This is a genomic window from Pseudomonas sp. NPDC096950, from assembly GCF_044762525.1.
Taxonomy (GTDB): Bacteria; Pseudomonadota; Gammaproteobacteria; order Pseudomonadales; family Pseudomonadaceae; genus Aquipseudomonas.
Window position 1 is genome coordinate 139,446 of the sequence record NZ_JBIWEL010000011.1, and the last position, 25,751, is coordinate 165,196.

Sequence of the window (25,751 nt, forward strand, 5' to 3'; positions counted from 1 at the left end):
TTTATAAGTCGGACACCTGGGCCTCATAACCCATCCGCCAACTCACGGCCCGGGTCGCCGCCAGCAAGCGCTGCGCCGCCGGGCCGTCTTCATCAGCGTGGAACAGCGACGTCGGACCCACGATGGTCAGCACCGCGGCCACGTTACCCACGGCATTGAACACCGGCGCGGACAACGCATCGACGCCCGGCATCAGCAAGCCGTGAACATGATGCAGGCCACGATCCCGGATCTGCTCGCACAAGGTCGCGTAGACCTGATCATCCGCCAGGGCATGGGCGGCGCTGGCCTGGATTTCCATTTCGCGCAGTTCCACGGTTTCCCTATTCGGCAGGAACGCGCTGAACACCAACCCCGTGGACGAACTGAGCAACGGCAACACCGAGCCCAATTGCGTCACCACCGTCACTGCGCGCACCGCCGGTTCGATGTGCACCACGGTCGCGCCCTGATTACCCCATACCGCCAGGAAGCAGGTTTCGTTCAAATCATCGCGCAGCTCGGCCAGGGGCAGGGCGGCGACTTTCAGCACGTCCATACTGTTAAGCGCGGCAAGGCCCACGCGCAGGGCCTCACGGCCGAGGCCGTAATGGTTGGTGGCGGCGTTCTGCTCGGCAAAACCACTGGCGATCAGGGCCTGCAAATAGCGATGAACCTTGCTCGCCGGCATCTGCACATGTTCGGCCAGGCGCGACAACGAGGTCGACGGCGACAGTTCGGCCAGGGCCTTGAGGATGTCAGTGCCGACCTCGGCCGAGCGGACTTTCTGTTTATCGTTGTTGCGCGGCTTTTCCATGGAGGCGGTGTGATCCCGGGACGAATGGGCGTCTTTATAGCTTGACGGTCAATACCAATCAAATTACGTTAAGCGTAATTGGATTACGATAAAAATAACCCGGGCGTGCCAAGACCTCTGCAACAGAGCGACAGGCCATTGCCTACTCCCTGTTCAGGAGGCTCCATGAACCTCGATTCAACGGCGCCAGCGTTGGCTTATCAGTCAGGCTTCGGCAACGAATTCAGCAGTGAAGCGTTGCCCGGCGCATTGCCCGTCGGCCAGAACTCCCCGCAAAAAGTCCCGTACGGCCTCTACACCGAACTGTTCTCCGGCACTGCATTCACCATGGCCCGCAGCGAAGCGCGGCGCACCTGGATGTACCGCATCCAACCATCGGCCAATCACCCGGCATTCGTCAAACTGGATCGGCAACTGGCCGGCGGCGCCTTGGGTGAAGTGACCCCCAACCGACTACGCTGGAACCCGCTGGATATCCCGAGCGAGCCCACCGATTTCATCGACGGGCTGGTGAGTATGGCTGCCAACTCGGGCGCGGAAAAACCGGCTGGGATCAGTATCTACAGCTACCGCGCCAACCGCTCCATGGAACGCGTGTTCTTCAATGCCGACGGCGAACTGCTGCTGGTGCCGGAAATGGGCCGCCTGCGTATCGCCACCGAACTCGGCGTGCTGGAACTGGAACCGCTGGAAATCGCCGTGCTGCCGCGCGGCCTGAAATTCCGCGTCGAACTGCTCGACCCCCAAGCCCGCGGCTACATCGCCGAAAACCACGGCGCGCCATTGCGCCTGCCGGACCTCGGGCCGATCGGCAACAACGGCCTGGCCAACCCACGGGACTTCCTGACCCCGGTGGCCCATTACGAAGACCTCAAGCAACCGACCACCCTGGTGCAGAAATTCCTCGGCCAGTTGTGGGGCTGCGAGCTCAATCATTCGCCGCTGAACGTGGTGGCCTGGCACGGTAACAACGTGCCCTACAAATATGACCTGCGCCGTTTCAACACCATTGGCACCGTGAGTTTCGATCACCCGGATCCGTCGATCTTCACCGTCCTGACCTCGCCGACCAGCGTCCACGGCTTGGCGAATCTGGATTTCGTGATCTTCCCGCCGCGCTGGATGGTGGCCGAGAAAACCTTCCGTCCGCCCTGGTTCCACCGCAACCTGATGAACGAATTCATGGGCCTGATCAAGGGCGAATACGACGCCAAGGCCGAAGGCTTCGTGCCCGGCGGTGCTTCGTTGCACAGCTGCATGAGCGCCCACGGTCCCGACGGCGAGAGCTGCACCAAGGCGATCAACGCCGAACTCGCCCCGGCGAAAATCGACAACACCATGGCCTTCATGTTCGAGACCAGCCAAGTGCTGCGCCCGAGCCAGTTCGCCCTCGAATGCCCGCAATTGCAATCCAGTTACGACGCCTGCTGGGCCACGCTGCCCGTCACTTTCGACCCGACCCGGAGATAACCCATGACTCAGACTTCCATCCCTCGTAGCTGGGTTGCCTCCGCCAACGGCCACACCGATTTCCCGCTGCAGAACCTGCCGTTGGGCGTGTTCAGCGTGAAGGGTTCGACACCTCGCAGTGGCGTGGCCATCGGCGAGCATATTTTTGATCTGGAAGCGGCGCTGGACGCCGGTCTGTTCGACGGTGCTGCACGCACGGCGGTGGAAGCGACCCGTGGCGGTCAGCTCAACGCCTTCTTCGAACTGGGCCGCGACCCCCGTGTTGCTTTGCGCGAACGTCTGCTGGAGCTGTTCGCCGAAGGCAGCACCCTGCACGGCAAGATCGAAGCCCAGGGCGCCAAACTGCTGCCACTGGCGGCGAATTGCGTGATGCACCTGCCGGCGAAAATCAACGACTACACCGACTTCTACGTCGGCATCGAGCACGCGCAAAACGTCGGCAAACTGTTCCGCCCGGACAACCCGTTGCTGCCGAACTACAAGTACGTGCCGATCGGCTACCACGGCCGCGCCTCGACCATTCGCCCGTCCGGCACCGACGTGCGCCGTCCGAAGGGCCAGACTTTGCCGGCCGGTCAGACCGAGCCTACCTTCGGTCCGTGCGCACGCCTGGACTACGAACTGGAACTGGGGATCTGGATCGGCCAGGGCAACGAGATGGGCGACTCCATCGCCATCGGCGACGCTGCGAATCACATCGCCGGTTTCTGTTTGCTCAATGACTGGTCGGCGCGGGATATCCAGGCCTGGGAATACCAGCCGCTGGGGCCATTCCTGTCGAAAAGTTTTATCACCAGCATCTCGCCGTGGGTCGTGACGGCCGAAGCGCTGGAGCCGTTCCGTCGCGCGCAACCTGCGCGTCCCGAAGGCGATCCACTGCCGCTGCCGTACCTCACGGACAAACGCGATCAGGATGGCGGCGCCTTCGACATCGAACTGGAAGTGCTGCTGCTCACCGAAACCATGCGCGAGCAAAACCTGCCGGCCCATCGCTTGACCCTGAGCAACACCAAACACATGTACTGGACCGTGGCGCAAATGGTTGCACATCACAGTGTCAACGGTTGCCAATTGCAGGCCGGTGACCTGTTCGGTTCGGGCACCTTGTCCGGCCCGGAAAGCGGTCAGTTTGGCAGCCTGCTGGAAATCACCGAGGGCGGCAAAAAGCCGATCGAACTGGCTTCCGGCGAGGTGCGTAAATTCCTTGAAGATGGCGACGAAATCATCCTGCGCGCCCGTTGCAGCCGCGATGGTTTTGCCTCCATCGGTTTCGGCGAGTGCCGTGGCAAAGTCGTTCCGGCGCGTTAACAGGAGCGGGTCATGGAACTCTATACCTACTACCGCTCGACCTCGTCGTACCGCGTGCGCATTGCGTTGGCGCTGAAGGGACTGGATTACCAGGCCCTGCCGATCAACCTGATCGCGCCGCCCGGTGGCGAACACCGCCAGCCGCCGTACCTGGCGATCAATCCGCAAGGCCGGGTGCCGGCCCTGCGCACAGACGAAGGTGACTTGCTGATCCAGTCGCCGGCGATCATCGAGTACCTGGAGGAACGTTATCCACAGGTGCCGCTGCTGTCCAAGGACCTCGCCGCCCGCGCTCACGAACGCGGTGTGGCGGCGGTGATTGGTTGCGATGTGCATCCGCTGCACAACGTCAGCGTGCTCAACAAACTGCGCCAGTTGGGCCACGACGAACCGCAGGTGGTGGAATGGATCGGGCACTGGATCAGCCAGGGCCTGGCGACGGTGGAGCAGTTGATCGGGGGTGCCGGTTATTGCTTTGGTGATGAGCCCGGGCTGGCGGATGTTTACCTGATCCCGCAATTGTATGCGGCGGAGCGTTTCAACATTCCGCTGGAGGCATATCCGCGGATTCGCCGGGTGGCAGCGTTGGCCGCAGCGCACCCGGCGTTCATAAAAGCGCACCCGGCAAACCAGCCCGACACCCCGTAAAGCTTCACACCAATCCCCACTGTGGGAGCGGGCTTGCTCGCGAATGCGGTATGTCAGCTGCATAGATGCTGACTGACACTCCCTTTTCGCAAGCAAGCCCGCTCCCACAAGGACTCGGGGCGGCATCAACACCATAAGAACAAAACAGGTACCTCGCGATGCACAACCAGATTGCCAGCTTCCGGGCGGCACTCGACGCCCGTCCTGTGTCCCGTTATCAGTGGTTGCTCCTGTTGCTTCTGGCATTGTTGCTCGTCACTGACGGCTACGACGCGCAAGTCCTTGGCTATGTGGTGCCCGCGTTGGCCCAGGATTGGGGCCTGGAAAAAGCCGCATTCGGCCCGGTGTTCAGCGCCAACCTGTTGGGCCTGACCCTTGGTTCCCTTGCTGTAACACCGTTGGCAGATCGCTTCGGCGTGCGGCGGATTCTGCTTTGCTGCGTGCTGATTTACGCCACCCTCACCGTGTTGATGGTGTTCGCCAATTCCCTGAACAGCCTGATGGCCGCGCGCTTCATTTGCGGGATCGGCATGGGCGGGGCGATGCCCAGCGCGATGGCGTTGATGTCGGAATATTCGCCACCCCGCCTGCGCACCTTGATGGTGACATTGGCGGCCTGCGGGTTTTCCTTCGGCGGGGCAGCGGGCGGGTTTGTCGCGGCGGGGTTTATCGACAGCTTCGGCTGGCAAGCGGTGTTCCTCGCCGGTGGTGTCACGCCCTTGCTGCTGTTCCCGTTTCTGGCCTGGTTCCTTCCCGAATCCTTGCCGCGTCTGCTGCGCGATGCACCTCCTTACGCACGCCTGCGTAAAGTTACCGCGCGGATGCTCCCGGACTGGCAACCGCCCGCCGCATCAATCGCACAAAACGAGCAGGAACAGGGCAGCAAACTGACGGTGCTGGAATTGTTTCGCAACGGTTATGCGCGCCCGACGCTGCTGATCTGGGCAACGTTTTTTGTCAGCCTGATCCTGCTGTATTTCATGATCAGTTGGCTGCCGACGCTGTTGCTGGAAAGTGGCTTGAAACTCAATGAAGCCAACCTCGCGACCTCGATGTTCCTGTTCGCTGGCACCATCGGCGCGATCTGCATGGCCTGGTTTGCCGACCGCCTCAAAAGCAAAGTGCGGCTGCTGTCCTGTGTGCTGGCTGCGGCGGCGCTGTGCACGATTCTGCTGGGCCTCAATCACGACAACCCGCGTTATCTGGTGGCCAGCGTGTTTGCCGCGGGCTTCTGCATCATCGGCGGGCAACTGACCCTCAACGCTTTCGCCAGCAACTTCTACCCGGCCCAGGTGCGCGCCACTGGCACCGGTTGGGCGCTGGGCGTGGGGCGTTTCGGTTCGATCCTCGGGCCGCTGTTTGGCAGCATGCTGCTGGCGATGCACATTCCGGTGCAGCAGATTTTCTTCTTCTGCGCGATTCCGGCGGTGATTGCGGCGTTGTTCATTATTCAGGTGCGTTCGCCTCTAGAAGCGACCCCGAACAAAGGTGGGAGCGGGCTTGCTCGCGAAGGCGTCGTGTCAGCCGATATTGATGTCGACTGAACGGGCGCTTTCGCGAGCAAGCCCGCTCCCACAGGGTTTTGCGATCAGTGGACGACTGAGTTTGGTGGCAAGTGCCCCAAGCGCTCCGTCAGGCGAATCCGCTGGATCGGGTCGTCGCTGAGCAGCAGCGCATGTTCCAGGTCGAAGCGCTCGGCGTTCGGGCAGTCGAGTCGTTGATAGAGGCTGGCCCGCGCCAGGTAATCAGAGGCGCTGCCGTTGCCCAGTTCCAGCACGCGCTCGGCGTCCACCAGGGCGCCGATATAGTCATCGTTGGTGAGGTGCAACTGGCGCAGGTTGCGTGACAGGCGCTGGAGCATGTGCACCGGATCGGCCGTCAGCAAATGTTCGGCGCTGAGTTTGATGTTCGGACCGTATTGGCGTTGCAGCAAATCGCGGCAGTCGTTGGGGTACAAGCGGCGCCCGCCGCACGGGTCCAGCAAGTGATCGGCGCCTTGCACCCGCAGCAGGAAATGCCCGGGGAAGTTGACCCCGACCATGGGGATCTCCAGCCTTCTGGCCAGTTCCAGCGCAATCAGTCCCAAGGCCAGCGGTTGGCCGCGACGGCGCTCCAGCACTTTGTGAATCAAGGCCACTTGCGGACGCAGCGGGGTGAAATCGTCCTGGGCGAACCCCAGGTCATTCATGCGCCGTAACAACGGCTGGGCCAGTTCGCTCACGGGCAGCATCGGCAGGCCGGCACTGACTCGCAGTTGCAGCTCGGTGAACTCTGCCAGTACGACCTCGGGATTCATCTCGGCATCGTGTTCGGCCGCAATCCACAGCGCCGCCTCGAACAGCGCGGGCGGTGAGCGTTGCAGGCAGGCAAAGAAACGTTGGCGCGGGGTCATCAAAATCTCCGGGGAATGCCTCGTTTTAGCCCTGCCAAACGCTTTCGTCCAGTGTCGCGCGTTGACGGTTGCAGGTTATGTCCGAAAGCCCTCAAAGGCTCGCTGCTTATTCCGGTGCGCTTCAGCAATTTTCAGGCGCAAGCCTATACTGGCGACTACCAGAAGTGATTCGGGAGCCCTACGATGTTCGCTCTCATGCAAAGCACTCGCCTTGAATCGCTACACCTTAGCGTAGACCCGGTCACCGGGTTGAAGGCAGTGATTGCCATTCATAACAGCCACCTGGGGCCTGCCTTGGGCGGTTGTCGTTACCTTGCCTACCCCAGCGACGAATCCGCCGTCGAGGACGCCATTCGCCTTGCCCAAGGCATGAGCTACAAAGCGGCCCTGGCCGGCCTGGCCCAAGGAGGTGGCGTTGCGGTGATCGTGCGCCCGGCCCATGTGGAAAACCGTGGGGCACTGTTCGAAGCCTTCGGGCGTTGCATCAATCAGCTCGACGGCCGCTACATCACCGCGATCGACAGCGGCACTTCGGTGGCGGACATGGACTGCATCGCTCAACAGACCCAACACGTCACCAGCACCACCTCGGCGGGGGACCCTGCGCCCCACGCAGCGATGGGCGTGTTCACCGGCATTCGGGCCACCGCCATGGCCCGACTCGGCAGCGATAACCTCGAAGGCTTGCGCGTGGCCATTCAAGGTCTGGGCAACGTCGGTTTTGCCCTGGCCGAACAACTGCACGCAGCGGGTGCCGAACTGCTGGTCAGCGACATCGATCACGGCAAGGTGCAACTGGCCATGGAGCAACTCGGCGCCCATCCGATTGCCAACGACGCGCTACTCAGTACCCCATGCGACATTCTCGCGCCGTGCGGCCTGGGCGGTGTGCTCAACAGCCACAGCGTGACGCAACTGCGCTGCTCGGCGGTGGCCGGCTCGGCCAACAATCAACTGACGCACCTGGACGTTGCCGATCAACTGGAGCGGCGCGGCATCCTGTATGCGCCGGATTACGTGATCAATTCCGGTGGGCTGATCTATGTCTCGCTCAAACACCGTGGCGAGGAACTGGCGACCATTACGGCGCATCTGTCGAAAATCGCCTCGCGGCTGACCGAAGTCTTTGCCCATGCCCAGGCGGAAAAACGCTCGCCGGCACGGGTGGCGGATGAGTTGGCGGAGAAGGTTTTGTATCGCTGAGGGTGTCTTTTCACCTGGCATGAAAAAGGCCCTGAGCCATTCGACTCAGGGCCTATTCAATTCGGGCATCGCTTACTTGACGGCTTTGACTGCTTTCGCAGGCTTGACCGGCTCGGCGGCTTCAGCCACCTCTTCAGGTTTTGCTGTTTCAACGACTTCAGCAGGCGCGCTCAGCAATTCGGACAAGGCGTCCGGCTGACTCTTGAACGCCTTGGCGAATACATCGCGGTTCTTCGCCATGTAGATACCGGCTTCTTCCACTTGCTGCTCGCTCAGGGACGGCACGGCTTTTTGCAACACTTCAGCCAGCAATTCGGCCAGTTCGAGCATTTTGTCATGACGGTCAGCTTCGGCTTTATCCATGAACAAGCGCTCCAGATCTCGGCTGCTGCGGTATACCACTTCGACGGCCATTCACCACCTCACATGCCTTCACATTAAGTTGTCTTCGCGACTACTGTATCTATATACAGCGAAAAGGATAAGCGAATCCCTGCGCTTTGGGTAGTGGCATTTCAATGTAGACCGAAATTGGCGTTTGTCAGCTAAACCGCATCGCCCCATTCGCGAGCAAGCCCGCTCCCAGAAGGACCGCGCCTACCCTGTGGGAGCGGGCTTGCTCGCGAAGGCGTCGGTCCAGGCGCCGCCGACGTGCCTCATGTCACCCAGCCATCATCTCAACTCACAGCGTCTGGCCTTTTTTCTGCATGCAGAACAACCGTCACGTCCAACCCGCATCATCCGCTCGAACCGAGCTAAGGAAGAATCATCGTGAAAATCAACTGGGCCGAGAACCTGCGGCAGAACGTGCATCAATTGGCCGAGTCCCTGGGCAATCTGTTCGTCGAGACCTTCCACTACCTGGCGCTGTTCGCCATCGGTGCGGTGACCGCGTGGGCGGCGGTGATGGAATTCTTGCAGATGATCGAGGCGGGGCACATCAAGATCGATGACATCCTGCTGTTGTTCATCTACCTGGAATTGGGCGCGATGGTCGGGATTTACTTCAAGACCAACCACATGCCGGTGCGCTTCCTGATCTACGTGGCGATCACCGCGCTGACGCGGCTGCTGATCTCCAACGTCTCGCACCACAACCCGCCGGACATCGGCATCATCTACCTGTGCGGCGGGATTCTGCTGCTGGCGTTTTCGATTCTGGTGGTGCGTTACGCCTCGTCGCAATTCCCCTCGGTGAAGATCGAGAACCCGCAGCGCAAGATCGGCGCGGGCTCCGGTGAACATCCCGAGGTGGAGAAGGGCGAGCTTTAAAGGCGCATGGCTGGCCGTGCGTGACCTTTGACTTGTGGCGGCGGCAGGTTGCGATTGTCGCCGTCGGTCATGGCTTCGAGGATGGCCACGGCGCTGTGGCCCTGTTCGATGGCGATGCCGAATTGAATGCTTTGCACCAGACGCTTGAGGCGCTTGGGGTCGTTTCGTTGTTCGGCACTGATCATGCGTTTGGCCACCACGTGGCCGCCGTTGGACAGGGTCAGCATGATGCTGCCGTCCAGACCCTGAATGCTCAGGTTGATCTGATAATCCGATGCGAAGGCATCGGTAATGAGCTGAAAAGGGTTGTCCATGATGCGTCACCGCCTGATTGAACGTGCAGTTGTTGACCGGCCGTGATCGGGTTGGTTCGCAAGACCAGACCATCGGCATTCCATGTTCATGCGCTTTCGTCCGTGTCGCGTAATGGACATAGCAAGGGCCATGCCGGGAAAACTGTCGGACAATGATCACGGCAAAAAAAACGGCGGGCACCCTGGCCCGCCGTGTTTTTATCTGCCCGATTCAGGGCAGGAATGAATAGATGATCGCTGACAGTGCAATCAAGCCGATCAACACCACGAATACGTTCGAGGCTTGTCCGGAGTACTGGCGCAACGCCGGTACGCGGCGGATCGCATACATCGGCATCAGGAACAACAGGCACGCGATGATCGGCCCGCCGAGGGTTTCGATCATGCCGAGGATGCTCGGGTTGAACGTGGCCACGGCCCAGCAGCTGAGGATCATGAACACTGCGGTTACGCGGTTCAGCCAGCTCGACGACATCACCCGGCCACGGCCGCGCAGGCTTTTCACGATCAGGCCCTGAAAGCCTTCGCTGGCGCCGATGTAGTGACCGAGGAACGATTTGGTGATCGCCACCAGCGCAATCAACGGCGCGGCATAAGCGATGACCGGGGTCTGGAAGTGGTTGGCCAGGTACGACAGGATCGAGATGTTCTGCGCCTTGGCAGCGGCCAAATCAGCGGGTGACAGCGCGAGCACGCAGCTGAAGCAGAAGAACATCACCGTCACCACCATCATCCCGTGGGCGATGGCGAGGATGCCGCTGCTTTTACGTTCGGCCTGAGCGCCGTAGCGCTGTTTCTGCTCGACCGCGAAGGCGGAGATGATCGGCGAATGGTTGAACGAGAACACCATCACCGGGATCGCCAGCCACAGCGTCTTGAAGAACAACGGCAGCGGCATGCCTTCGCTGGCGGTGGCGAAGAACGCGCCGTTCCAGTTCGGGATCAGGCTCAGGCCGAGCAGCAGCAACGCCGCGACGAACGGGTAAACCAGTACGCTCATGCATTTGACGATCACGCCCTGACCGCAGCGCACGATGGCCATCAAACCGAGGATCAGCACCAGCGACAGAATCGCCCGGGGCGGCGGGGCGATGTGCAACTGGTGCTCCATGAAGCTGCTCAGGGTGTTGGTCAGCGCCACGCTGTACACCAGCAGAATCGGGAAGATCGCGAAGAAATACAGCAGCGTGATCAGCTTGCCGGCGCCGATGCCGAAATGTTCTTCCACCACTTCCGTGATGTCCCCCGAACGCCCGGACAGCACGAAGCGGGTCAGGCCACGGTGGGCGAAGAAGGTCATCGGGAACGCCAGCAGCGCGAGGATCAACAGCGGCCAGAAACCACCGACGCCAGCGTTGATCGGCAGGAACAACGTGCCCGCGCCAATCGCCGTGCCGTACAGGCCAAGCATCCAGGTGGTGTCGAATTTACTCCAGCCTTTGTGGGCAATTTCGCTATTGCGTGTCAGGTCTACAGCGGGATTATCGGCAGCAGGTGTACGTACATCGGTCATCGTTTTGGGCCTCGTTATTGTTCTTGCTCGGGCTCACGTGTTACGGACGGTCGGGAGTGCGCCTCAGCACTCCACCCAGCTCACCGCCAGGCCGCCCCGTGAAGTCTCTTTGTATTTGTCGTGCATGTCGGCGCCGGTATCGCGCATGGTGCGGATCACCCGGTCCAGGGAGATGAAGTGCTTGCCGTCGCCGCGCAGGGCCATTTGCGTGGCGTTGATCGCCTTCACGGCCGCGATGGCATTGCGCTCGATGCACGGCACTTGCACCAGGCCGCCGACCGGATCGCAGGTCAGACCGAGGTTGTGTTCCAGGCCGATTTCGGCGGCGTTTTCCAGTTGCTCAGGGGTGGCGCCAAGCACGTCGGCCAAACCCGCAGCGGCCATGGCGCAGGCCGAGCCGACTTCGCCCTGGCAGCCCACTTCGGCGCCGGAGATCGAGGCGTTTTTCTTGCACAGAATGCCCACGGCCGCAGCGCCCAGAAAGAACGCGACCACGTCATCGTCCGACGCGTCCGGGTTGAATTTCATGTAGTAGTGCAGCACTGCCGGAATGATCCCCGCCGCGCCGTTGGTTGGCGCGGTGACCATCCGTCCGCCCGCCGCGTTTTCTTCGTTTACGGCGAGGGCGAACAGGTTCACCCATTCCATCGCCGACAGCGTCGAAGTGATGACATTTGGTTTGCCGATTTCCAACAGGCTGCGGTGCAATTTCGCCGCGCGACGCGGAACATTCAGACCGCCGGGGAGGATGCCTTCATGCAGCAGGCCTTGCTCGACGCATTCGCGCATCACCGACCAGATATGCAGCAGGCCGTGGCGGATCTCAGCGTCGCTGCGCCAGGCCCGTTCGTTTTCCATCATCAGCTCGGAAACCCGCAGGCCATGCTGGTTGCACAGCTTGAGCAACTCGGCGGCGCTGGAGAAATCGTAGGGCAGTACCACGTCGCTGGTCGGCGCGATGCCGGACTCGGCTTCGGCCGCCTCAATGATGAAACCGCCGCCGACCGAGTAGTACGTTTGCTCCCACAACTCACCGGTTTCGCCAAAGGCTGTCAGGGACATCGCATTGGGGTGGTAGGGCAGGCTCTCGTCGAGAAGTAGGAGATCCCGTTGCCAGTTGAAGGCGATGGTCGTTTTACCAGCCAGGGACAGTTCACCGGTTTCGCGCAGCGTCTGGATTCGACTGTCGATGGAGCTCGGATCGATGCTGTCCGGCCACTCGCCCATCAGGCCCATCACGCAAGCGCGATCGGTGGCATGACCGACGCCGGTGGCCGACAGGGAGCCATAAAGTCGGATTTCCACCCGCCGTATGTCGGCCAGCAATTGCTGGTCAATCAAGGCCTGGGCAAAGGTCGCGGCGGCGCGCATCGGGCCCACGGTGTGGGAGCTGGACGGACCGATGCCAACTTTGAAGAGATCGAAAACACTGATAGCCATGCTAAAGCCTATACAAGCAATGGAAGAGAAATCGCTGCCATTTTTGTAGGACAAGCGCAATGTCGGCGATACTGCCCACCTCGGTCCTACGTGACCAACGAAACTTCCTAAGACAGCCTTTAGCAGGACTAAACGATGAGTCGTCAATTGCACGCCCAGACCTACGTCTGGTTGCACGTGTTTTCCTGTGCCGCGCGGCACTTGTCGTTCACCCGTTGCGCCGAAGAACTGCACATCACGCCGGGTGCGGTCAGCCAACAAATCCGACAGCTGGAGGAGCGCCTGGGCTTTCGCCTGTTTCATCGGCGCGCGCGGGGCGTGGAATTGAGCGCCGAGGGCCAGCGACTGGCCATCACCGTCAACGAGGCTTACGGCAGCATCGACGCCGAATTGCGACGACTGGACGCCGGAATGATCAGCGGGATTTTGCGTTTGCGCTCGATTCCGTCGTTCCTGAGCAAGTGGCTGACCCCGCGCCTGCCGCGTTTGCAGCAACGATTCCCGGACATTCAACTGCGCCTGGTGGCCGAAGACAGCAGCGTGCCGCTGCACGAGGGCGACTTCGACCTGGCCATCGACCTGAACGACGGCAGTTACCCCGGATTGTTATCCACAGCCTTGCTCGACGAGCAGATCTTCCCGGTGTGTGCCCCGAGCCTGTTACGCGGCCGCCCGCCGCTGCACGGCCCGGCGGACCTGGTGCACTTTCCGTTGCTGCACGACATCACCGCCTGGCGCGGCAGTTACGAGTACGCGGAATGGGAGTTCTACCTCAACGCCATCGGCTTCGAAGGCGCCGACGTACGGCGCGGGCACACCTTCAATCGCAATCACCTGACCATCGAAGCGGCGATTGCCGGCATGGGCGTGGCGATTGCGCGGCGAACCTTGCTGAACGATGAGTTGGAGCGGGGGACGTTGATCGTGCCGTTTGGCTTGGCGGTGCCGAACCACAAACGCTACGTGCTGCTGTATGCGCCGGGTGCGCTGAGCCATCCGGGCGTGCGTGCGGTGCATGACTGGCTGGTGGAAGAGGCGGGGATTTTTCGGAGTCTGCATCCACTGGCGGAGCAGCAGATGTGAGGAATTGTGACAAAGAAGCGTTGCGACCCAACTCCCGACCTTAACAGTGCTTTTGGCCGTTGTCCGGCTTTTTTTGCGAATCCATATTTATCTTTTTTTAGGGGTTGAAATGTTCTGCGCACAGACCGATTGTGTAAGTAAGAGGTCACGGTGATGACGCCCAAGGGCCAGCCGACCGGCCTCTCGCGAGCTAGCTGAAATAAGGGATGAACTATGCAAATCCAAGTCAACAGTGATAACCATATTCAAAGCAGCATCCGACTGGAGGAGTGGGTACGTACTACCATTGAGAGCACGCTCGAACGTTACGAAGAGGACCTGACCCGCGTCGAGGTTCACCTGCGGGACGAAAATGGCGACAAGCCCGGACCGCATGACATGCGCTGCCAGCTGGAAGCGCGGCCTAAAGGCCATCAACCAATTTCTGTGACCCATAAAGCCGATACCCTTGAACAAGCGATCGACGGGGCGGCCACCAAACTGGAACATGCACTGGACCATCTGTTCGGCAAACTGCGGGGCAAACCACGTGCCGCTGTAGTCCCATTTGAACGGGGCGCACATGCTGACGTGCTGCTGGAAGAAGAATTTCTCGAGAACGAACAGGCTGCGCAAAACGGCTGAGGCCTGATTCACTTTTTACCTTTCCACTGACAAACGGGTCTGCTTATGCAGGCCCGTTTTTGTTTGTGCGCACTGATCGTTCCCACGCGGAGCGTGGGAACGATCAGCGGTAGGTCAGAACGCCACCGACGTCTGCACATAAACCGTCCGAGGTTCCCCCACGTACTTGCCCTTGTTGTTGTCATCGAACGAGCGGGTGAAGTACTGGTGGTTGAAGATGTTCTTCACCCCCACCGCTACGTTCAAATCCGACAACTTCGGCCCGAAGTCATATGCCGCACGGCTGCTGAACAGCATGTAGCCCGGAATTCGCCCGGTGCTGCCATCGGCGCTTTCCTTCGAGGTGTTGGCGTTGTCGGCAAACTGGTCGCTCTGATAGCTGCTGTCCAGGTTCAGCTTCCACGCCCCTTCGGTATACCCGACGCCAAGCGTGCCTTTGTGTTTCGAGGAGAACGGCACACGATTGCCCTTGTTCGGCCCGTCTTCACGGATGGTCGCGTCCACATAGGCGTAAGTGGCGTAGACATCAAAACCGGCCAGTGCAGGACTCAAGTCATCGAGGGCATAGTTGATGCTCGACTCGATACCCTGATGCCGCGTCTCGCCCCGGGCGATCACCGAGTCGTTGGTCTGGTTGCTTTCGTACTGGTTGTCGAAGTTGATCAGGAACGCGCCGATTTCCGCCCGGAGCGCACCGTTGTCGTAACGGGTGCCGAGTTCCCAGGTACGGGCCTTCTCCGGTTTGACTTCGCCGCTGGTCACCCGGTTAGGCATCTGGCTGTACTGCACGCTGCCGAACGAGCCTTCGGTGTTGGCGTACAGGTTCCAGTTGTCGGTCAGGTGATAGAGCACGTTCAACGCCGGCAGCGCGGTGTTGTAGTCGCCTTTGTACTTCACGTTGGTCAGGTTGTTGGTCTGTTGCGACTCGATCATCTCGTAGCGGATGCCCGGCGTGAGGGTCCACTTGCCGATGTCGATCCGGTCATCGACGAAGAACGCATTGGCTTCGGTGCCGCCACGGGTGTCGCGATCATTGCGGCTGTTGGTGGTCGGCAGTTCATTGCTGGCAATCGGCGTGCGGTAGCGCAGTTCGTGGCCGGCCTCGTTGATGTAGCGATAGCCGACGCCGACTTCATGGCTGGTCGGGCCGAGGTCGAAGCCCTGTGCGAAGCGGGTTTCCAGCCCTCGCACCCAATACTCGCGAGGCGACAACGACAGGAACGTGCCCTGGTCCAGATAACCGCTGCGCAGGGTTTTGGTGAAGAAGGTGTTGGCGGTGAATTCGCGGCGATCTTCCTGATAGCGATAGCCGAAATTGAACATCGTGCGGCGGCCCCAGAACTGATCTTTCGGGCGCGTGGACTGGTACGGATCGGCATTGTAATCAGCGACGTTCAGGCCGCCGGGCATGTCGGCCTTGCCTTCGTAATACTGGGCCATGGCGTTGAAACTGTTGGCCTCGTCGAGCTGGTATTTGCCCTTGAGGATCAGGTCGTCGATTTCGGTATCGCTGTGCTCGCGCCAGTCGCCACCGCGAGTACCGGAATACAGCAGCGCGCCGCCCAAGCCGTTATCGGCAGTGCCGCCGGCCAGCAGGTTACCAGTGGTCTTGAAGCCGTCGTGGCTGGAGGACGGGCTGGTTTCCGTCTGGAAACCGCCCTTGACCGTTGGCGCGTCGGGAATCGCCCGGGTCACGAAGTTGACCACGCCGCCGACGTTCTGCGGCCCGTAACGCACGGCACCGCCGCCGCGCACCACGTCCACCGCGTCCATGTTGCCCATGCTGACCGGCGCGAACGACAACTGCGGCTGACCGTACGGCGCGAACGGCACCGGGATGCCGTCCATCAACACCGTGGAGCGCGAGGCCAGACGCGGGTTGAGGCCACGAATGCCGAAGTTCAGCGCCATGTCATGGCTGCCGGTGCCGTTGTTGTCCGGGGCGTTGACGCCGGGGATGCGGTTGAGCACGTCCTTGGCCTGGGTCGCGCCTTGGCGTTCGAACTCTTCGCGGCGAATCACGTCCCGGGCGCCGGGGTGTTCGAACACGTTGATCTGCGCCGCATCCCCCAGCCAGTCGCCGACCACCGTCGACGTACCCAGCTCCAGCGCGGTGTCGCCCGCCGGGTGGAGGCTGAATGCGTTGTTGCCCTCGGATCGGGCTTGCAGGCCGGTGCCTTCGAGCAACGCGTTCAAACCCTGTTCTGTCGTGTAGTTGCCCTCCAGGCCACGGCTTTTCACGCCGCTGGTGACTTGCGAGCCAAAGGAAATCAGCACCCCGGCTTCACGGCCGAACTGGTTGAGGGCGTTTTCCAGGGAAGTGGGGGCGATGTGGTACGGCTTGGCGTCGGCGGCCTGGCTCAGCGAGACGGCAGCGAAGCTCAGGCTGGCGCCCAGCAAGAGTTGGCGCACGGTGCGGGCCAGCGGGGTGAGGCGGGTGAGTTGCATGGACGACGATCCTGAGAAGGGGGAATCAAGGGGGCTTTCCTTCTCTGTCACGCCAGATCTGAAAAACGGCTCATCTTTTTTTCGATCGTTCCCACGCTCTGCATGGGAATGCCTCAACGGACGCTGAGCGTTCGGCTCTGGATGGGACGCGGAGCGTCCCGGCTGCATTCCCACGCGGGAGCGTGGGAACGATCATTACGCACGGGCTTCCACGGTCACCCAATACCGCGTAAACCGCCTCACCTTCACCGGCAAGCTGATTTCCAGCATCTGCAGAATCCGCTCACTGTCATCCAGCGGATATGTCCCGGAGATCAACAGATCCGCCACCTTCGCATCGCAATTAAGCTGCCCGCGACGATAACGACCCAGCTCATCGAGGAAATCCCCAAGACGCATATGCGCCGCCACCAACATGCCATCGGCCCAGGCACCACTGTTGGCGTCCAGAGGCAGGGCATTGCCGATGCCGCGAGGCCCGAAACTCAACTGCCGGGCACTTTGCAGCAACAACGGAGCGCCGCCATCGGGCGTCAATTCGACACGCCCTTCAAACACCGCGACCTGGGTTCGATCCGCAAATTGCCGCACGTTCATCCGTGCACCTTGGGTTTTCAACAAACCCTGAGCCGTGCGCACTCCAAAACCCCGAGCAGCGGTCAGCAGCATTTCGCCTTCGAGCAAACGGATCAGACCGTCAGCCTCTACATCCACCGATGTCGCGGTATTGAGCTGCAACTGGCTGCCACTGCCCAACGCCACGTTGCGTCGTTGTCCCACCGGGCTGCGGTAGTCCGCCAGCAATGGCGTCAGCGGATTGTGTTCACGCATGCCCCAGGTCACCGCAGACCCGGCGCCGAGAATCAGCAGCAGCTTCAGCGCCTGACGACGACTGCCGGACTTCGGCGCGGTCAACGCGGCGTGGGCCAGGGGCGAGGACAACCCGCGCAAGCGCTGATTGACCCGCTGGATATGCTCCCACGCCCGCTGATGTTCGCTGTGCCCGTCGTGCCATTGCTGCCAGGCGTGTTGCTGGCGCGGGTTCAACGGTCCTTGCTGCATTTCCAGCAGCCAGTACACCGCCTGCTCGGCGACGCGGTTGGAAAAGTCTGGCGGGGCGTTCATAGGGCGAAGTAGCAGCGCATCGCCGCTTTATTCAAGTGCCGTTTGACCGTGGCGATGGAAATCCCCAACTCGGCGGCGATCTGTGGATACGTCAGGCCATCGACCTGCGCCAGCAAAAAGGCGCGTTTGACCAGACGCGGCAGGCCATCGAGCAACTGGTCCAGCTCCGTCAGGGTTTGCAGGATGATCGCCCGCTCTTCCTCCGACGGCGCGACGCATTCCGGCATCTGCGCCAGGGCATCGAGGTAGGCGCGTTCTAGGTCCTGACGGCGGTAATGGTTGAACAGCACGCGTTTGGCGATGGTGGTCAGGAAGGCGCGCGGCTCAATGATCTGTGGGGTTTCCCGGGTCGTGAGCACCCGCATGAACGTGTCCTGGGCCAGGTCGGCGGCGCTGTCCGGGCAGCCGAGCTTGCGCCGCAACCAACCGGTGAGCCAGTTGTGATGGTCGTGATAAAGGACTTCGACGGGATTGGCGGGCTGCAACAGGACCACTCCGACACATACGGACACGTTAGAGAACAAGAATTGTTCGCATTGTAAAGGCGTCGTCGCGCATCCGGCAATCGGATCTCTTTTGCGTATGAGAATATTTATCATTAATATTGCGCGCTTGTTGGTCCTGCGACGTTCACGGGGCCTCACCCGGTTTCAAGGTCGAAACATGAAAGGCAAGATCAGCACGCTCCCCGTTTCCTACCGACTGGCGGTTACCTCGCGAGTGCTGGCTGCCGTGCTGGGCGGTTATGTCGTGGCTGCTTTGGCGAGTGTCAGCCTGAGCCTGCTGCTGCCCATGGCCCGTGCCGAAGCGGTGATCACCGGGATGATGACCTCGTTTCTCGCCTATCTGGTGGCGGTGCTCTGGTGCTTTGCCTGCCGCAGCGCCTGGCGGGCGTGGATCGGCATGCTCGTGCCGAGCCTGGTGTTGGGCGCGATTTCGGGATTAGCGTACTGGGCGGGCCAGCCATGAAAGAGGGCTTTCGTCAGGCGATGGCCTGGCTGCACACCTGGGTCGGCTTGATCTTCGGCTGGTTATTGTTCGCGATTTTCCTGACCGGCACCCTCGCGTATTTCAAGGCCGAGACCACTCACTGGATGCAGCCGGAGATTCCCGCGCGTTCAGTGTCTTCCGAAGCCAGCCTGGGCGTGGCGCAAACCTACCTTCAGCAGCACGCCGCCAACGCGTCGCGCTGGATTATCGACTTGCCGACCGCTCGCGAGCCCGGCCTGAATGTGCGCTGGCAGCAAGCCCCGGCCGAACCGGGCAAGCGCGGCCAATTCAGCAAAAAGACTCTCGACCCACTGACCGGCGCCGAAGTGCAGGGCCGGGCGACCCTGGGCGGCGAGTTCTTCTACCGTTTCCACTTCGAGCTGCAAATGCCCTACCCATGGGGCCGCTGGTTGTCGACCCTCGCCGCCATGCTGATGTTTGTCGCGCTGATCACCGGGATCATCACCCACAAGAAAATCTTTAAGGACTTCTTCACCTTCCGCCCGCGCAAGGGCCAGCGTTCCTGGCTCGATGGGCATAACGCAGTGGGCGTGCTGGTGTTGCCGTTCCACCTGATGATCACCTACAGCAGCCTGGTGATTTTCATGTCGATGGTGATGCCGGCCAGCATCCTCGCTTCGTACAACGGCCAGACCGGGAAGTTTTTCGAAGAAGTGTTCCCGGCGGCCAACACACCGCCCGCCGCAGGCCAACCGGGAACGTTGGCGCCGTTGGCCTCGTTGCTGGACCAGACCCGCGAACAATGGTCGGGCGGGCGAGTCGGTAGCCTGGTGGTGAACAATCCCGGCGATGCCAATGCCTCGGTGGTGCTGGAGCGCGATGGCGCCGATGGCGTGGTCTACAATTTTGGCCGCGCGCTGACGTTCAACGGCGTGACTGGCCAGCTACTGAGCAAATCTGCGGAGCAGCCGATTCCGATGGCGATTGCTGGCGGTTTTTATGGTTTGCACATGGGCCATTTCGCGGGGCCGGTGTTGCGTTGGTTGTACTTCGTTTGCGGCTTGGCCGGCACCGCGATGATCGGCACCGGACTGGTGATCTGGCTCGGCAAGCGTCAACTCAAACATGCTAAAAGCGGCGTGATGCCCTTCGAATTGCGGCTGGTGGAAGTGCTGAACATCGCCAGCATGTCGGGGTTGGTGATCGCCGTGGCGGCGTTCTTCTGGGCTAATCGAGTGTTGCCGGTGGGGATGGCGGAACGGGCGCATTGGGAAGAGAACAGTTTCTTCATCGTTTGGGGTCTGAGCCTGCTGCATGCCGTGCTCCGTCGTGGCCGCGCGGCGTGGGTCGAGCAGTTGGCGTTGGCGGCCCTGTTGTTCTGCGCGGTGCCGTTGCTCAACGCGCTGACCTCGCCGTATCACTTGGGCGTGTCGTTGCGCCAAGGCGATTGGGCCATGGCCGGGTTCGATCTGACGTGCCTGGGCAGCGGCCTGTTCCTGGCGTGGGCTGCGTGGAAAATGCAGCGTTCGGGACGCACTGTACCCGTCACCCGGCAGCGTGCCCGTCCTGTCACCCTTGAGCGCGAGGCGACCTGAATGCTGCTGGCTCTGTTGCTGTGCTACGGCGGATTCACCGCGCTTTGCCTGTCGATGGACCGGCATCACGCTGACTTGCTCGGGCGCAAACCCTCGGCCCGCCGCCGATCCAACCTGCGACTCGGCGGCTGGCTGTTGCTGGCTCTGTCATTGTGGGCCGCAGTGTCCGCCACCGGTTGGGGCCTCGGCTTAGTCGAGTGGTTCGCCGTCTTGATGCTCAGTGCATTGCTGCTGGTGTTGCTGCTGCCGTATCGCCCGCGTCTGGCCTTGTGGTTGGCGGCGTTGGGCCTGGTCGCCAGCCCCGTTTGTGCAGTGCTGACCTGATGCTCGCGAGCCCTCCGGAATCCCACGATGACGAACATCTTGGCGCCCGCGCGCATTTTCTCCAGGTGTTCCTGTCCCAGCGTTCGCAGATGGAAGCGCTGGTGAGTCGACGTGTGGGCTGCCGGGCGACGGCGGCGGACCTGGTACAGGATTTATTCCTGCGCTTCTGGCGCCGGCCGCTGGTACAGGTCGAAGAACTCAGCACTTATCTGCTGCGTTGCGCCGGCAACATTGCCATCGATCATTTGCGCAGCGAAGGCACGCGAGTGCGGGTCAACGAAGGCTGGATGCCCGATGCGCCGGACAGCCAGGGCAGCGAGCCGCAAGCCGCGCTGGAGGCGGGCAACGATTTGCGCCACGTCGAAGCGGCGTTGCGTGCGTTGCCCGAGCGTACGCGGCAGATTTTCCTGCTCAACCGCATTCACGGCCGCAAGTACGCCGAGATCGCCAAGGCCATGGGTCTTTCCCAAAGCGCCGTAGAAAAACATATGATGCGCGCCCTCGACGCCTGCAAGGCCAGCCTGCGGGAACCCGAACCGCGCACGCCAAGGAAAGCACCGTGAACCACGCCCAACGCGTCACCCCGACGCCCGCCCAGGAACAGGCCGCTTTCGCCTGGCTGAGCCTGTTGCACGATCAGCCCAGCCGTGGCGATCAACTCACGTTCAGTCAGTGGTTGCAGGCCGACCCGGCGCATGCCGAGGCCTACGCCCAGGCGCAAGTGGTGTGGGAATTGAGCGAAGTGCCGGCGCAAAAACTGGCCGACGAAGAGGCGTTTGCCCTGCAGGGTTATCTCAGCGCCATGAACCGCTCGCGGCGTCCTAACGTGCGGCGCTGGTCCGGTGCGTTGGCGATGGCCGCGTGCCTGTTGCTGATGGTCGGCCTCGGTGCGGGATGGCAGCCGTTGCGTTGGGTGGATGATCTGGGCGCGGACTATGTCTCGGCGCCGGGGGAAATTCGTACCGTCACCCTCGCGGATAAAACCCAAGTCACCCTCGATGCCGACAGCGCGATTGCCGTGGATTTCAGCCGTGGCGAACGGCATGTGCAACTGCGTCGCGGCGCCGGTTTTTTCAGCGTGACCCACACCGGCGAGCCGTTTGTGGTGGATGCCGAGAAAGGTCAGGCGCGAGTGCTGGGCACGCAATTCGAAGTGCGCCTGCAACCCCATGGCGCGCAAGTGACGGTGTTGTCCGGGCGGGTGGGTGTGACGGCGGATCGCACTGCCGAGCAGCAAATTCTTACCGCCGGCCAACAAGTTGCCTATGGCGAAGGCTCGGCGGAAAAACTGCATGCCGTGGACAGTGAAGCGCAACTCGCCTGGCGCCAGGGTTGGCTGAATTACTACAAGGCGAGCCTGGCGGAAGTGGTGGGGGATTTACGCCGCTATTACCCGGGGCGGATTGTGTTGCTCAACGATGAACTGGCGGCGCGGCGGGTCAGCGGGAGTTTCCCGAGCAAGGACCCGCAGGCGGTGTTGAGTTCGTTGCAGGGGGTGATGGGGTTTGAGCAGCACAGCGTTATGGGGCATTTGATTATTTTGCGGTGAGGCAGATGACGCCTTCGCGAGCAGGCTCGCTCCCACATTTGGAATGCATTCACCCTGTGGGAGCGAGCCTGCTCGCGAAGGCGTCAGACCAGACACCACAGAATCCAAGATAAAAATATTTTCAAAATAATGATGAGGTAAACCCGAGCCCCATCCGTGTAGTGACTGAAACTGCGAGTCATTCGCATCCCGCTGCGGTTCTACACAGGTCATGAGCAATGAAGTCCAGGGCAAAATCGGGTTCGGTCAAACAATGGTTCGGCGCCTCGGCGCTGAGTTTTTCGGCTTTGGCATTGCTGCCGCTGAGCGTGGCGATTGCCGCTGAAACCGCCAGCACGCAACAGCGCACGCAATTCAACTTTGCCCTGGCCGCCAAACCGCTGCCGCAGGCCCTGAGTGACTTCAGCCGCATCACCGGCATCAGCGTGGTCTACACCGACGAAGCGCCTTACGGCATCAACGCCCCGGCGGTCAGCGGGCAGATGAGTGCCGAACAGGCGATCCAGCGTTTGCTCAGCGGTTCTGGCTTCACCTTCCGCCGCACCGACGCCCACACCCTGGCGCTGGAACCCGTGCCCACCGAAGGCACCCTGAACCTGGGCGCGACCACCATCACTTCGGTGATGGATCAAACCATGAGCTATCAGCCGCCGCCCACCAGTTCGGTGATGCGCAGCTCGGCGTTGCTTCAGGAAACCCCACAGACCATCAACGTGATTCCGGCCCAGGTCATTCGCGACCAGGCGCCGCGCAATCTGGATGACGCCCTGGCCAACGTCAGCGGCATCACCCAGGGCAACACCCTGGCGAGCACCCAGGATTCGGTGATGACCCGCGGTTTCGGCGACAACCGCAACGGCTCGATCATGCGCGACGGCATGCCGATCGTGCAGGGCCGTGGCATGAACGCCACCGTCGATCGCGTTGAAGTGCTCAAGGGCCCGGCCTCGTTGCTCTACGGCATCCAGGACCCGGGAGGCGTGGTCAACATGGTCAGCAAGAAACCCGAACTCACTCAATACAACGCCCTGACCCTGCGCGGTTCGACCTACGGCGACGGCAAGAATGGCAGCGGCGGCAGCCTCGACAGCACCGGCGCCTTGGGCGATTCCGGGTTGGCCTATCGCATGGTCCTGGACCACGAAGACGAAGACTATTGGCGCAACTTCGGCACCCACCGCGAAACCCTGGTGGCGCCGTCCCTGGCCTGGTTCGGTGAAAGCACCAAGCTGCTGTTCTCCTACGAACACCGGGAATTCCTGACGCCGTTCGACCGTGGCACGATCATCGACCCGCGCACTAACCATCCGCTGGATATCTCGCGCAACGAGCGCCTCGACGAGCCGTTCAACAACATGGAAGGGCGCTCGGACCTCTATCACTTCGAGGCCGATCACGACCTCAACGACAACTGGAAAGCTCACTTCGGCTACAGCTGGAACCGCGAAACCTATGACGCCAGCCAAGTGCGTGTCACCGCCATCGATACCAAGAAGGGCACCCTGACCCGCAGCATGGACGGCACCCAGAACGCGATCAGCACCGACCGCTTCACCACCGCCAGCCTCGAAGGCAAGGTGAATGTGCTCGGCATGCAGCACGACCTGGTGTTCGGCGTCGATGACGAGTACCGCAAGATCTATCGCGAAGACCTGATCCGCCAGAAAAGCCTGACCACCTTCAGCTACGTCAACCCGGTGTATGGCCGCGAAGTTGTCGGCACCACGGTCAGCGCACCCGACAGCGCCCAGACCGATGAACTGCGCAGCGAGTCGATCTTCGCCCAGGACTCGATTCACCTCACCGATCAGTGGATTCTGGTGGCCGGCGGGCGCTTCCAGGAGTACGACCAGTACGCCGGCAAAGGCGTGCCGTTCAAGGCCAACACCGACAACAATGGCCAGAAATTCGTGCCCCGCGCCGGCCTGGTGTATCGCTACACCGATGAACTGTCGTTCTACGGCAGCTACACCCAATCGTTCAAACCCAACTCGACCATCGCACCTCTGAGCGGCAGCACCATCGTGCTCGACGGCAGCATCGCGCCGGAAGAAGCCAAGTCCTGGGAAATCGGTGCCCGGCTCGACATGCCGGGGCGCATCACCGGTGACATCGCGTTGTTCGATATCAAGAAACGCAACGTGCTGATCGCCAACTCCGAAGGCCCGACCACGATCTACAGCGCCGCTGGCGAAGTGCGTTCCCGTGGCCTGGAAATCGACCTGACCGGCCAACTCACTGACCGCTGGAGCATGATCGGCAGCTACGCCTACACCGATGCCGAAGTCACCGAAGACCCGGACTACAAAGGCAAGAAACTGCAAAACGTCGCGAAGAATACGGGCTCGCTGTCGGCGGTCTACGACTTCGGCACCATTGTCGGTGGCGATCAACTGCGGGTCGGCGCGGGTGCGCGGTATGTCGGCGAGCGGGCGGGGGATGCGCCGAATGATTTCGACTTGCCGGGCTACACCGTGGCTGATGCCTTCGCTACCTACGACACCAAAGTCGAAGGGCAGAAGGTCAAGTTCCAGCTCAACGTGAAGAACCTGTTTGACCGCACTTACTACACCTCGGCGGCGAGCCGGTTCTTTGTGTCGATGGGGGATTCGCGGCAGGTTTCGCTGTCGAGCACGTTGGAGTTCTGATCGGGCACCGCGTCATCGTTCTTCGCGAGCAAGCCCGCTCCCACAGGTGACCGCATTTTTTCATGGGAATGCGATCAAATGTGGGAGCGGGCTTGCCCGCGAAGAGGCCCTCAAAGGCACCGATAATCTCCAGACCTAGCGCAAAAACGCCCACCGAAACTCCCCAGGCGTCCCGCCCAACACCTGCCGAAACCGATTGGTGAAATGACTCGCACTGGCAAACCCACAGGCCAATGCAATCTCCCCCAACGGCTGCGACGTCGAGCGCAGCAACTCCCGCGCCCGGCTCATGCGTCGCGCTAGCACATACTGATGCGGCGGTAAGCCGAAGCTCTCGCGAAACATCCGCGCAAAGTGATATTCGGATAACGCACACAACCCCGCCAACTGCCCCAGGCTGATGGGTTCGGCCAACTGACTGTCGATGAACTCCACCAACTGCCGCCGCTGATGCGCCGCCAATCCGCCCTTGAGTCGCAATCCCTGACGCATGCCAACCTGATTGAGCAACGCGTGGCTGAGCATTTCGTGGGCCAGGCTGCTGGTCAGCACGCGCTCGCCGGGTTCTTCCCAATTAAGGGTTAGCATCTGCCGAAAACGCCGGGCCTGTTGTGGATCTTCGAGGAAGGTGCCTTCGCGTAATTGCAGTTCGCGGGGTTCGCGGTCCAGCAGCGTGACGCAGCCGAGGGCGAATTGTTCGGGGCTGAAATACAGATGAGCCAGGCGAATATCGCCATTGATCACCCAGCCCGATTGATGCTCGGCGGGCAGGATGCACAGCTTGTCCGGGCCGCCCTTGTTGCCGGGCTGGTCGCGGCGAAAGGTCCCGGTGCCGCCGGCGATGTAGCAGGACAAGGTGTGGTGAGTCGGCGCTTCGTAGTCCTGAGCGTCGTGATGGTTGCTCCACAAAGCTGCAGCCATGCCGTCACCGAGCTCGGCGCTGTGCTCAAGACGAGCATTGGGCGAGCGGTTGAGGGCTTGAAAGACTTGCAACGTTTCCAGTGCGGGCATGATCGTTTTCTCTCCAACGCTTCGCATCCTACTCCGT

The 25,751-nt window shown here is 61.5% G+C and carries 23 protein-coding genes and 1 pseudogene; 14 read left to right on the forward strand and 10 right to left on the reverse strand.

What is annotated here, in order from left to right:
• Window position 1: 1 nt before the first annotated feature.
• Window positions 2–796 (reverse strand): IclR family transcriptional regulator, encoded by a 795-nt coding sequence (locus ACIQY3_RS18360; protein WP_403021909.1) that lies wholly within the window; start codon window positions 794–796, stop codon window positions 2–4.
• A gap of 165 nt (window positions 797–961) precedes the next feature.
• On the opposite strand from ACIQY3_RS18360, the gene hmgA reads away from it, so the two are divergent.
• The 4 genes from hmgA (at window position 962) to ACIQY3_RS18380 (ending at window position 5,766) form a co-directional block, all read left to right on the forward strand.
• Entirely contained in the window at window positions 962–2,266 is a 1,305-nt protein-coding gene (hmgA, locus tag ACIQY3_RS18365; RefSeq protein WP_403021911.1) for a homogentisate 1,2-dioxygenase, read from the forward strand.
• A gap of 3 nt (window positions 2,267–2,269) precedes the next feature.
• Complete coding sequence (gene fahA, locus ACIQY3_RS18370; RefSeq protein ID WP_403021913.1) at window positions 2,270–3,574, forward strand: fumarylacetoacetase; 1,305 nt, start codon at window positions 2,270–2,272, stop codon at window positions 3,572–3,574.
• 12 nt (window positions 3,575–3,586) lie between these two features.
• Window positions 3,587–4,222: a maleylacetoacetate isomerase gene (maiA, locus tag ACIQY3_RS18375; protein ID WP_403021915.1), complete on the forward strand. Its 636-nt coding sequence runs from the start codon at window positions 3,587–3,589 to the stop codon at window positions 4,220–4,222.
• A 158-nt stretch (window positions 4,223–4,380) separates the two neighbouring features.
• Window positions 4,381–5,766: an MFS transporter gene (locus ACIQY3_RS18380; protein WP_403021917.1), complete on the forward strand. Its 1,386-nt coding sequence runs from the start codon at window positions 4,381–4,383 to the stop codon at window positions 5,764–5,766.
• 44 nt (window positions 5,767–5,810) lie between these two features.
• Here the strand turns inward: ACIQY3_RS18380 and ACIQY3_RS18385 are convergent, their stop codons facing one another.
• Window positions 5,811–6,614 carry a SirB1 family protein gene (locus ACIQY3_RS18385; protein WP_163908493.1) on the reverse strand — a complete coding sequence of 268 codons (804 nt, stop codon included), beginning with the start codon at window positions 6,612–6,614 and terminating at the stop codon, window positions 5,811–5,813.
• A 183-nt stretch (window positions 6,615–6,797) separates the two neighbouring features.
• Between ACIQY3_RS18385 and ACIQY3_RS18390 the strand changes: the two genes are divergently transcribed.
• Window positions 6,798–7,817 carry a Glu/Leu/Phe/Val dehydrogenase dimerization domain-containing protein gene (locus tag ACIQY3_RS18390; protein ID WP_054049794.1) on the forward strand — a complete coding sequence of 340 codons (1,020 nt, stop codon included), beginning with the start codon at window positions 6,798–6,800 and terminating at the stop codon, window positions 7,815–7,817.
• Between the two features lie 159 nt (window positions 7,818–7,976).
• Here the strand turns inward: ACIQY3_RS18390 and ACIQY3_RS18395 are convergent.
• A pseudogene (locus ACIQY3_RS18395) lies at window positions 7,977–8,231 on the reverse strand (YebG family protein); the annotation flags it as partial.
• Between the two features lie 357 nt (window positions 8,232–8,588).
• Between ACIQY3_RS18395 and ACIQY3_RS18400 the strand changes: the two are divergent.
• Window positions 8,589–9,089, forward strand: coding sequence for a phosphate-starvation-inducible protein PsiE (locus ACIQY3_RS18400; protein ID WP_123405399.1), 501 nt, complete (start codon window positions 8,589–8,591; stop codon window positions 9,087–9,089).
• Here the strand turns inward: ACIQY3_RS18400 and ACIQY3_RS18405 are convergent.
• The 3 genes from ACIQY3_RS18405 to ACIQY3_RS18415 all read right to left on the reverse strand — a co-directional run bounded on the left by ACIQY3_RS18405 (window position 9,086) and on the right by ACIQY3_RS18415 (window position 12,356).
• The gene (locus ACIQY3_RS18405) at window positions 9,086–9,403 is read right to left on the reverse strand and encodes a DUF3509 domain-containing protein (protein WP_403021920.1); all 318 of its coding nucleotides are present in this window, start codon (window positions 9,401–9,403) and stop codon (window positions 9,086–9,088) included. The genes ACIQY3_RS18400 and ACIQY3_RS18405 overlap by 4 nt on opposite strands.
• 211 nt (window positions 9,404–9,614) lie before the next feature.
• Window positions 9,615–10,916, reverse strand: a complete 1,302-nt coding sequence (locus tag ACIQY3_RS18410) for a serine/threonine transporter (protein WP_403021922.1) — start codon at window positions 10,914–10,916, stop codon at window positions 9,615–9,617.
• Between the two features lie 63 nt (window positions 10,917–10,979).
• The gene (locus ACIQY3_RS18415) at window positions 10,980–12,356 is read right to left on the reverse strand and encodes an L-serine ammonia-lyase (RefSeq protein ID WP_403021924.1); all 1,377 of its coding nucleotides are present in this window, start codon (window positions 12,354–12,356) and stop codon (window positions 10,980–10,982) included.
• 135 nt (window positions 12,357–12,491) lie between these two features.
• Between ACIQY3_RS18415 and ACIQY3_RS18420 the strand changes: the two genes are divergently transcribed.
• A complete protein-coding gene (locus ACIQY3_RS18420; protein WP_054049783.1) occupies window positions 12,492–13,439 on the forward strand; it encodes a LysR substrate-binding domain-containing protein in 948 nt (315 codons plus the stop codon).
• A gap of 213 nt (window positions 13,440–13,652) precedes the next feature.
• Window positions 13,653–14,063 (forward strand): HPF/RaiA family ribosome-associated protein, encoded by a 411-nt coding sequence (locus tag ACIQY3_RS18425; protein WP_149418217.1) that lies wholly within the window; start codon window positions 13,653–13,655, stop codon window positions 14,061–14,063.
• A gap of 114 nt (window positions 14,064–14,177) precedes the next feature.
• On the opposite strand, the gene fecA is transcribed toward ACIQY3_RS18425, so the two are convergent.
• From fecA to ACIQY3_RS18440, 3 genes are all read right to left on the reverse strand, one after another.
• Complete coding sequence (fecA, locus tag ACIQY3_RS18430; RefSeq protein ID WP_403021927.1) at window positions 14,178–16,511, reverse strand: TonB-dependent Fe(3+) dicitrate receptor FecA; 2,334 nt, start codon at window positions 16,509–16,511, stop codon at window positions 14,178–14,180.
• A 195-nt stretch (window positions 16,512–16,706) separates the two neighbouring features.
• The gene (locus tag ACIQY3_RS18435; protein ID WP_403021929.1) at window positions 16,707–17,636 is read right to left on the reverse strand and encodes a FecR domain-containing protein; all 930 of its coding nucleotides are present in this window, start codon (window positions 17,634–17,636) and stop codon (window positions 16,707–16,709) included.
• A complete protein-coding gene (locus ACIQY3_RS18440; RefSeq protein WP_403021931.1) occupies window positions 17,633–18,121 on the reverse strand; it encodes a sigma-70 family RNA polymerase sigma factor in 489 nt (162 codons plus the stop codon). The genes ACIQY3_RS18435 and ACIQY3_RS18440 overlap by 4 nt, the downstream gene beginning before the upstream one ends.
• A gap of 178 nt (window positions 18,122–18,299) precedes the next feature.
• Here ACIQY3_RS18440 and ACIQY3_RS18445 point away from each other — a divergent pair, with 178 nt between their 5' ends.
• The 6 genes from ACIQY3_RS18445 (at window position 18,300) to ACIQY3_RS18470 (ending at window position 24,703) form a co-directional block, all read left to right on the forward strand.
• A complete protein-coding gene (locus ACIQY3_RS18445; RefSeq protein WP_403021933.1) occupies window positions 18,300–18,605 on the forward strand; it encodes a DUF3649 domain-containing protein in 306 nt (101 codons plus the stop codon).
• Entirely contained in the window at window positions 18,602–20,182 is a 1,581-nt protein-coding gene (locus ACIQY3_RS18450) for a PepSY-associated TM helix domain-containing protein (protein WP_403021935.1), read from the forward strand. Before ACIQY3_RS18445 ends, ACIQY3_RS18450 begins: the two co-directional genes overlap by 4 nt.
• Window positions 20,183–20,506 carry a DUF3325 domain-containing protein gene (locus ACIQY3_RS18455; RefSeq protein WP_403021937.1) on the forward strand — a complete coding sequence of 108 codons (324 nt, stop codon included), beginning with the start codon at window positions 20,183–20,185 and terminating at the stop codon, window positions 20,504–20,506.
• On the forward strand, window positions 20,506–21,069 hold the full coding sequence (locus tag ACIQY3_RS18460; protein ID WP_403021939.1) for an RNA polymerase sigma factor: 564 nt from the start codon (window positions 20,506–20,508) through the stop codon (window positions 21,067–21,069). The genes ACIQY3_RS18455 and ACIQY3_RS18460 overlap by 1 nt, the downstream gene beginning before the upstream one ends.
• On the forward strand, window positions 21,066–22,055 hold the full coding sequence (locus tag ACIQY3_RS18465) for a FecR family protein (protein ID WP_403021941.1): 990 nt from the start codon (window positions 21,066–21,068) through the stop codon (window positions 22,053–22,055). Before ACIQY3_RS18460 ends, ACIQY3_RS18465 begins: the two co-directional genes overlap by 4 nt.
• Window positions 22,056–22,273: 218 nt before the next feature.
• Window positions 22,274–24,703 (forward strand): TonB-dependent siderophore receptor, encoded by a 2,430-nt coding sequence (locus ACIQY3_RS18470; protein WP_403021942.1) that lies wholly within the window; start codon window positions 22,274–22,276, stop codon window positions 24,701–24,703.
• A 135-nt stretch (window positions 24,704–24,838) separates the two neighbouring features.
• Here ACIQY3_RS18470 and ACIQY3_RS18475 read toward each other — a convergent pair whose 3' ends face one another.
• Window positions 24,839–25,714 carry a helix-turn-helix transcriptional regulator gene (locus ACIQY3_RS18475; RefSeq protein ID WP_403021944.1) on the reverse strand — a complete coding sequence of 292 codons (876 nt, stop codon included), beginning with the start codon at window positions 25,712–25,714 and terminating at the stop codon, window positions 24,839–24,841.
• Window positions 25,715–25,751 lie beyond the last annotated feature (37 nt).

Excerpts from the sequence above, each read along its gene's own strand:
- ACIQY3_RS18360 (WP_403021909.1), bottom strand. The coding sequence starts at position 796 with ATGGAAAAGCCGCGCAACAACGATAAACAGAAAGTCCGCTCGGCCGAG.
- hmgA (WP_403021911.1), top strand. The coding sequence starts at position 962 with ATGAACCTCGATTCAACGGCGCCAGCGTTGGCTTATCAGTCAGGCTTC.
- fahA (WP_403021913.1), top strand. The coding sequence starts at position 2,270 with ATGACTCAGACTTCCATCCCTCGTAGCTGGGTTGCCTCCGCCAACGGC.
- maiA (WP_403021915.1), top strand. The coding sequence starts at position 3,587 with ATGGAACTCTATACCTACTACCGCTCGACCTCGTCGTACCGCGTGCGC.
- ACIQY3_RS18380 (WP_403021917.1), top strand. The coding sequence starts at position 4,381 with ATGCACAACCAGATTGCCAGCTTCCGGGCGGCACTCGACGCCCGTCCT.
- ACIQY3_RS18385 (WP_163908493.1), bottom strand. The coding sequence starts at position 6,614 with ATGACCCCGCGCCAACGTTTCTTTGCCTGCCTGCAACGCTCACCGCCC.
- ACIQY3_RS18390 (WP_054049794.1), top strand. The coding sequence starts at position 6,798 with ATGTTCGCTCTCATGCAAAGCACTCGCCTTGAATCGCTACACCTTAGC.
- ACIQY3_RS18405 (WP_403021920.1), bottom strand. The coding sequence starts at position 9,403 with ATGGACAACCCTTTTCAGCTCATTACCGATGCCTTCGCATCGGATTAT.
- ACIQY3_RS18410 (WP_403021922.1), bottom strand. The coding sequence starts at position 10,916 with ATGACCGATGTACGTACACCTGCTGCCGATAATCCCGCTGTAGACCTG.
- ACIQY3_RS18415 (WP_403021924.1), bottom strand. The coding sequence starts at position 12,356 with ATGGCTATCAGTGTTTTCGATCTCTTCAAAGTTGGCATCGGTCCGTCC.
- ACIQY3_RS18420 (WP_054049783.1), top strand. The coding sequence starts at position 12,492 with ATGAGTCGTCAATTGCACGCCCAGACCTACGTCTGGTTGCACGTGTTT.
- ACIQY3_RS18425 (WP_149418217.1), top strand. The coding sequence starts at position 13,653 with ATGCAAATCCAAGTCAACAGTGATAACCATATTCAAAGCAGCATCCGA.
- fecA (WP_403021927.1), bottom strand. The coding sequence starts at position 16,511 with ATGCAACTCACCCGCCTCACCCCGCTGGCCCGCACCGTGCGCCAACTC.
- ACIQY3_RS18435 (WP_403021929.1), bottom strand. The coding sequence starts at position 17,636 with ATGAACGCCCCGCCAGACTTTTCCAACCGCGTCGCCGAGCAGGCGGTG.
- ACIQY3_RS18445 (WP_403021933.1), top strand. The coding sequence starts at position 18,300 with ATGAAAGGCAAGATCAGCACGCTCCCCGTTTCCTACCGACTGGCGGTT.
- ACIQY3_RS18450 (WP_403021935.1), top strand. The coding sequence starts at position 18,602 with ATGAAAGAGGGCTTTCGTCAGGCGATGGCCTGGCTGCACACCTGGGTC.
- ACIQY3_RS18455 (WP_403021937.1), top strand. The coding sequence starts at position 20,183 with ATGCTGCTGGCTCTGTTGCTGTGCTACGGCGGATTCACCGCGCTTTGC.
- ACIQY3_RS18460 (WP_403021939.1), top strand. The coding sequence starts at position 20,506 with ATGCTCGCGAGCCCTCCGGAATCCCACGATGACGAACATCTTGGCGCC.
- ACIQY3_RS18470 (WP_403021942.1), top strand. The coding sequence starts at position 22,274 with ATGAAGTCCAGGGCAAAATCGGGTTCGGTCAAACAATGGTTCGGCGCC.
- ACIQY3_RS18475 (WP_403021944.1), bottom strand. The coding sequence starts at position 25,714 with ATGCCCGCACTGGAAACGTTGCAAGTCTTTCAAGCCCTCAACCGCTCG.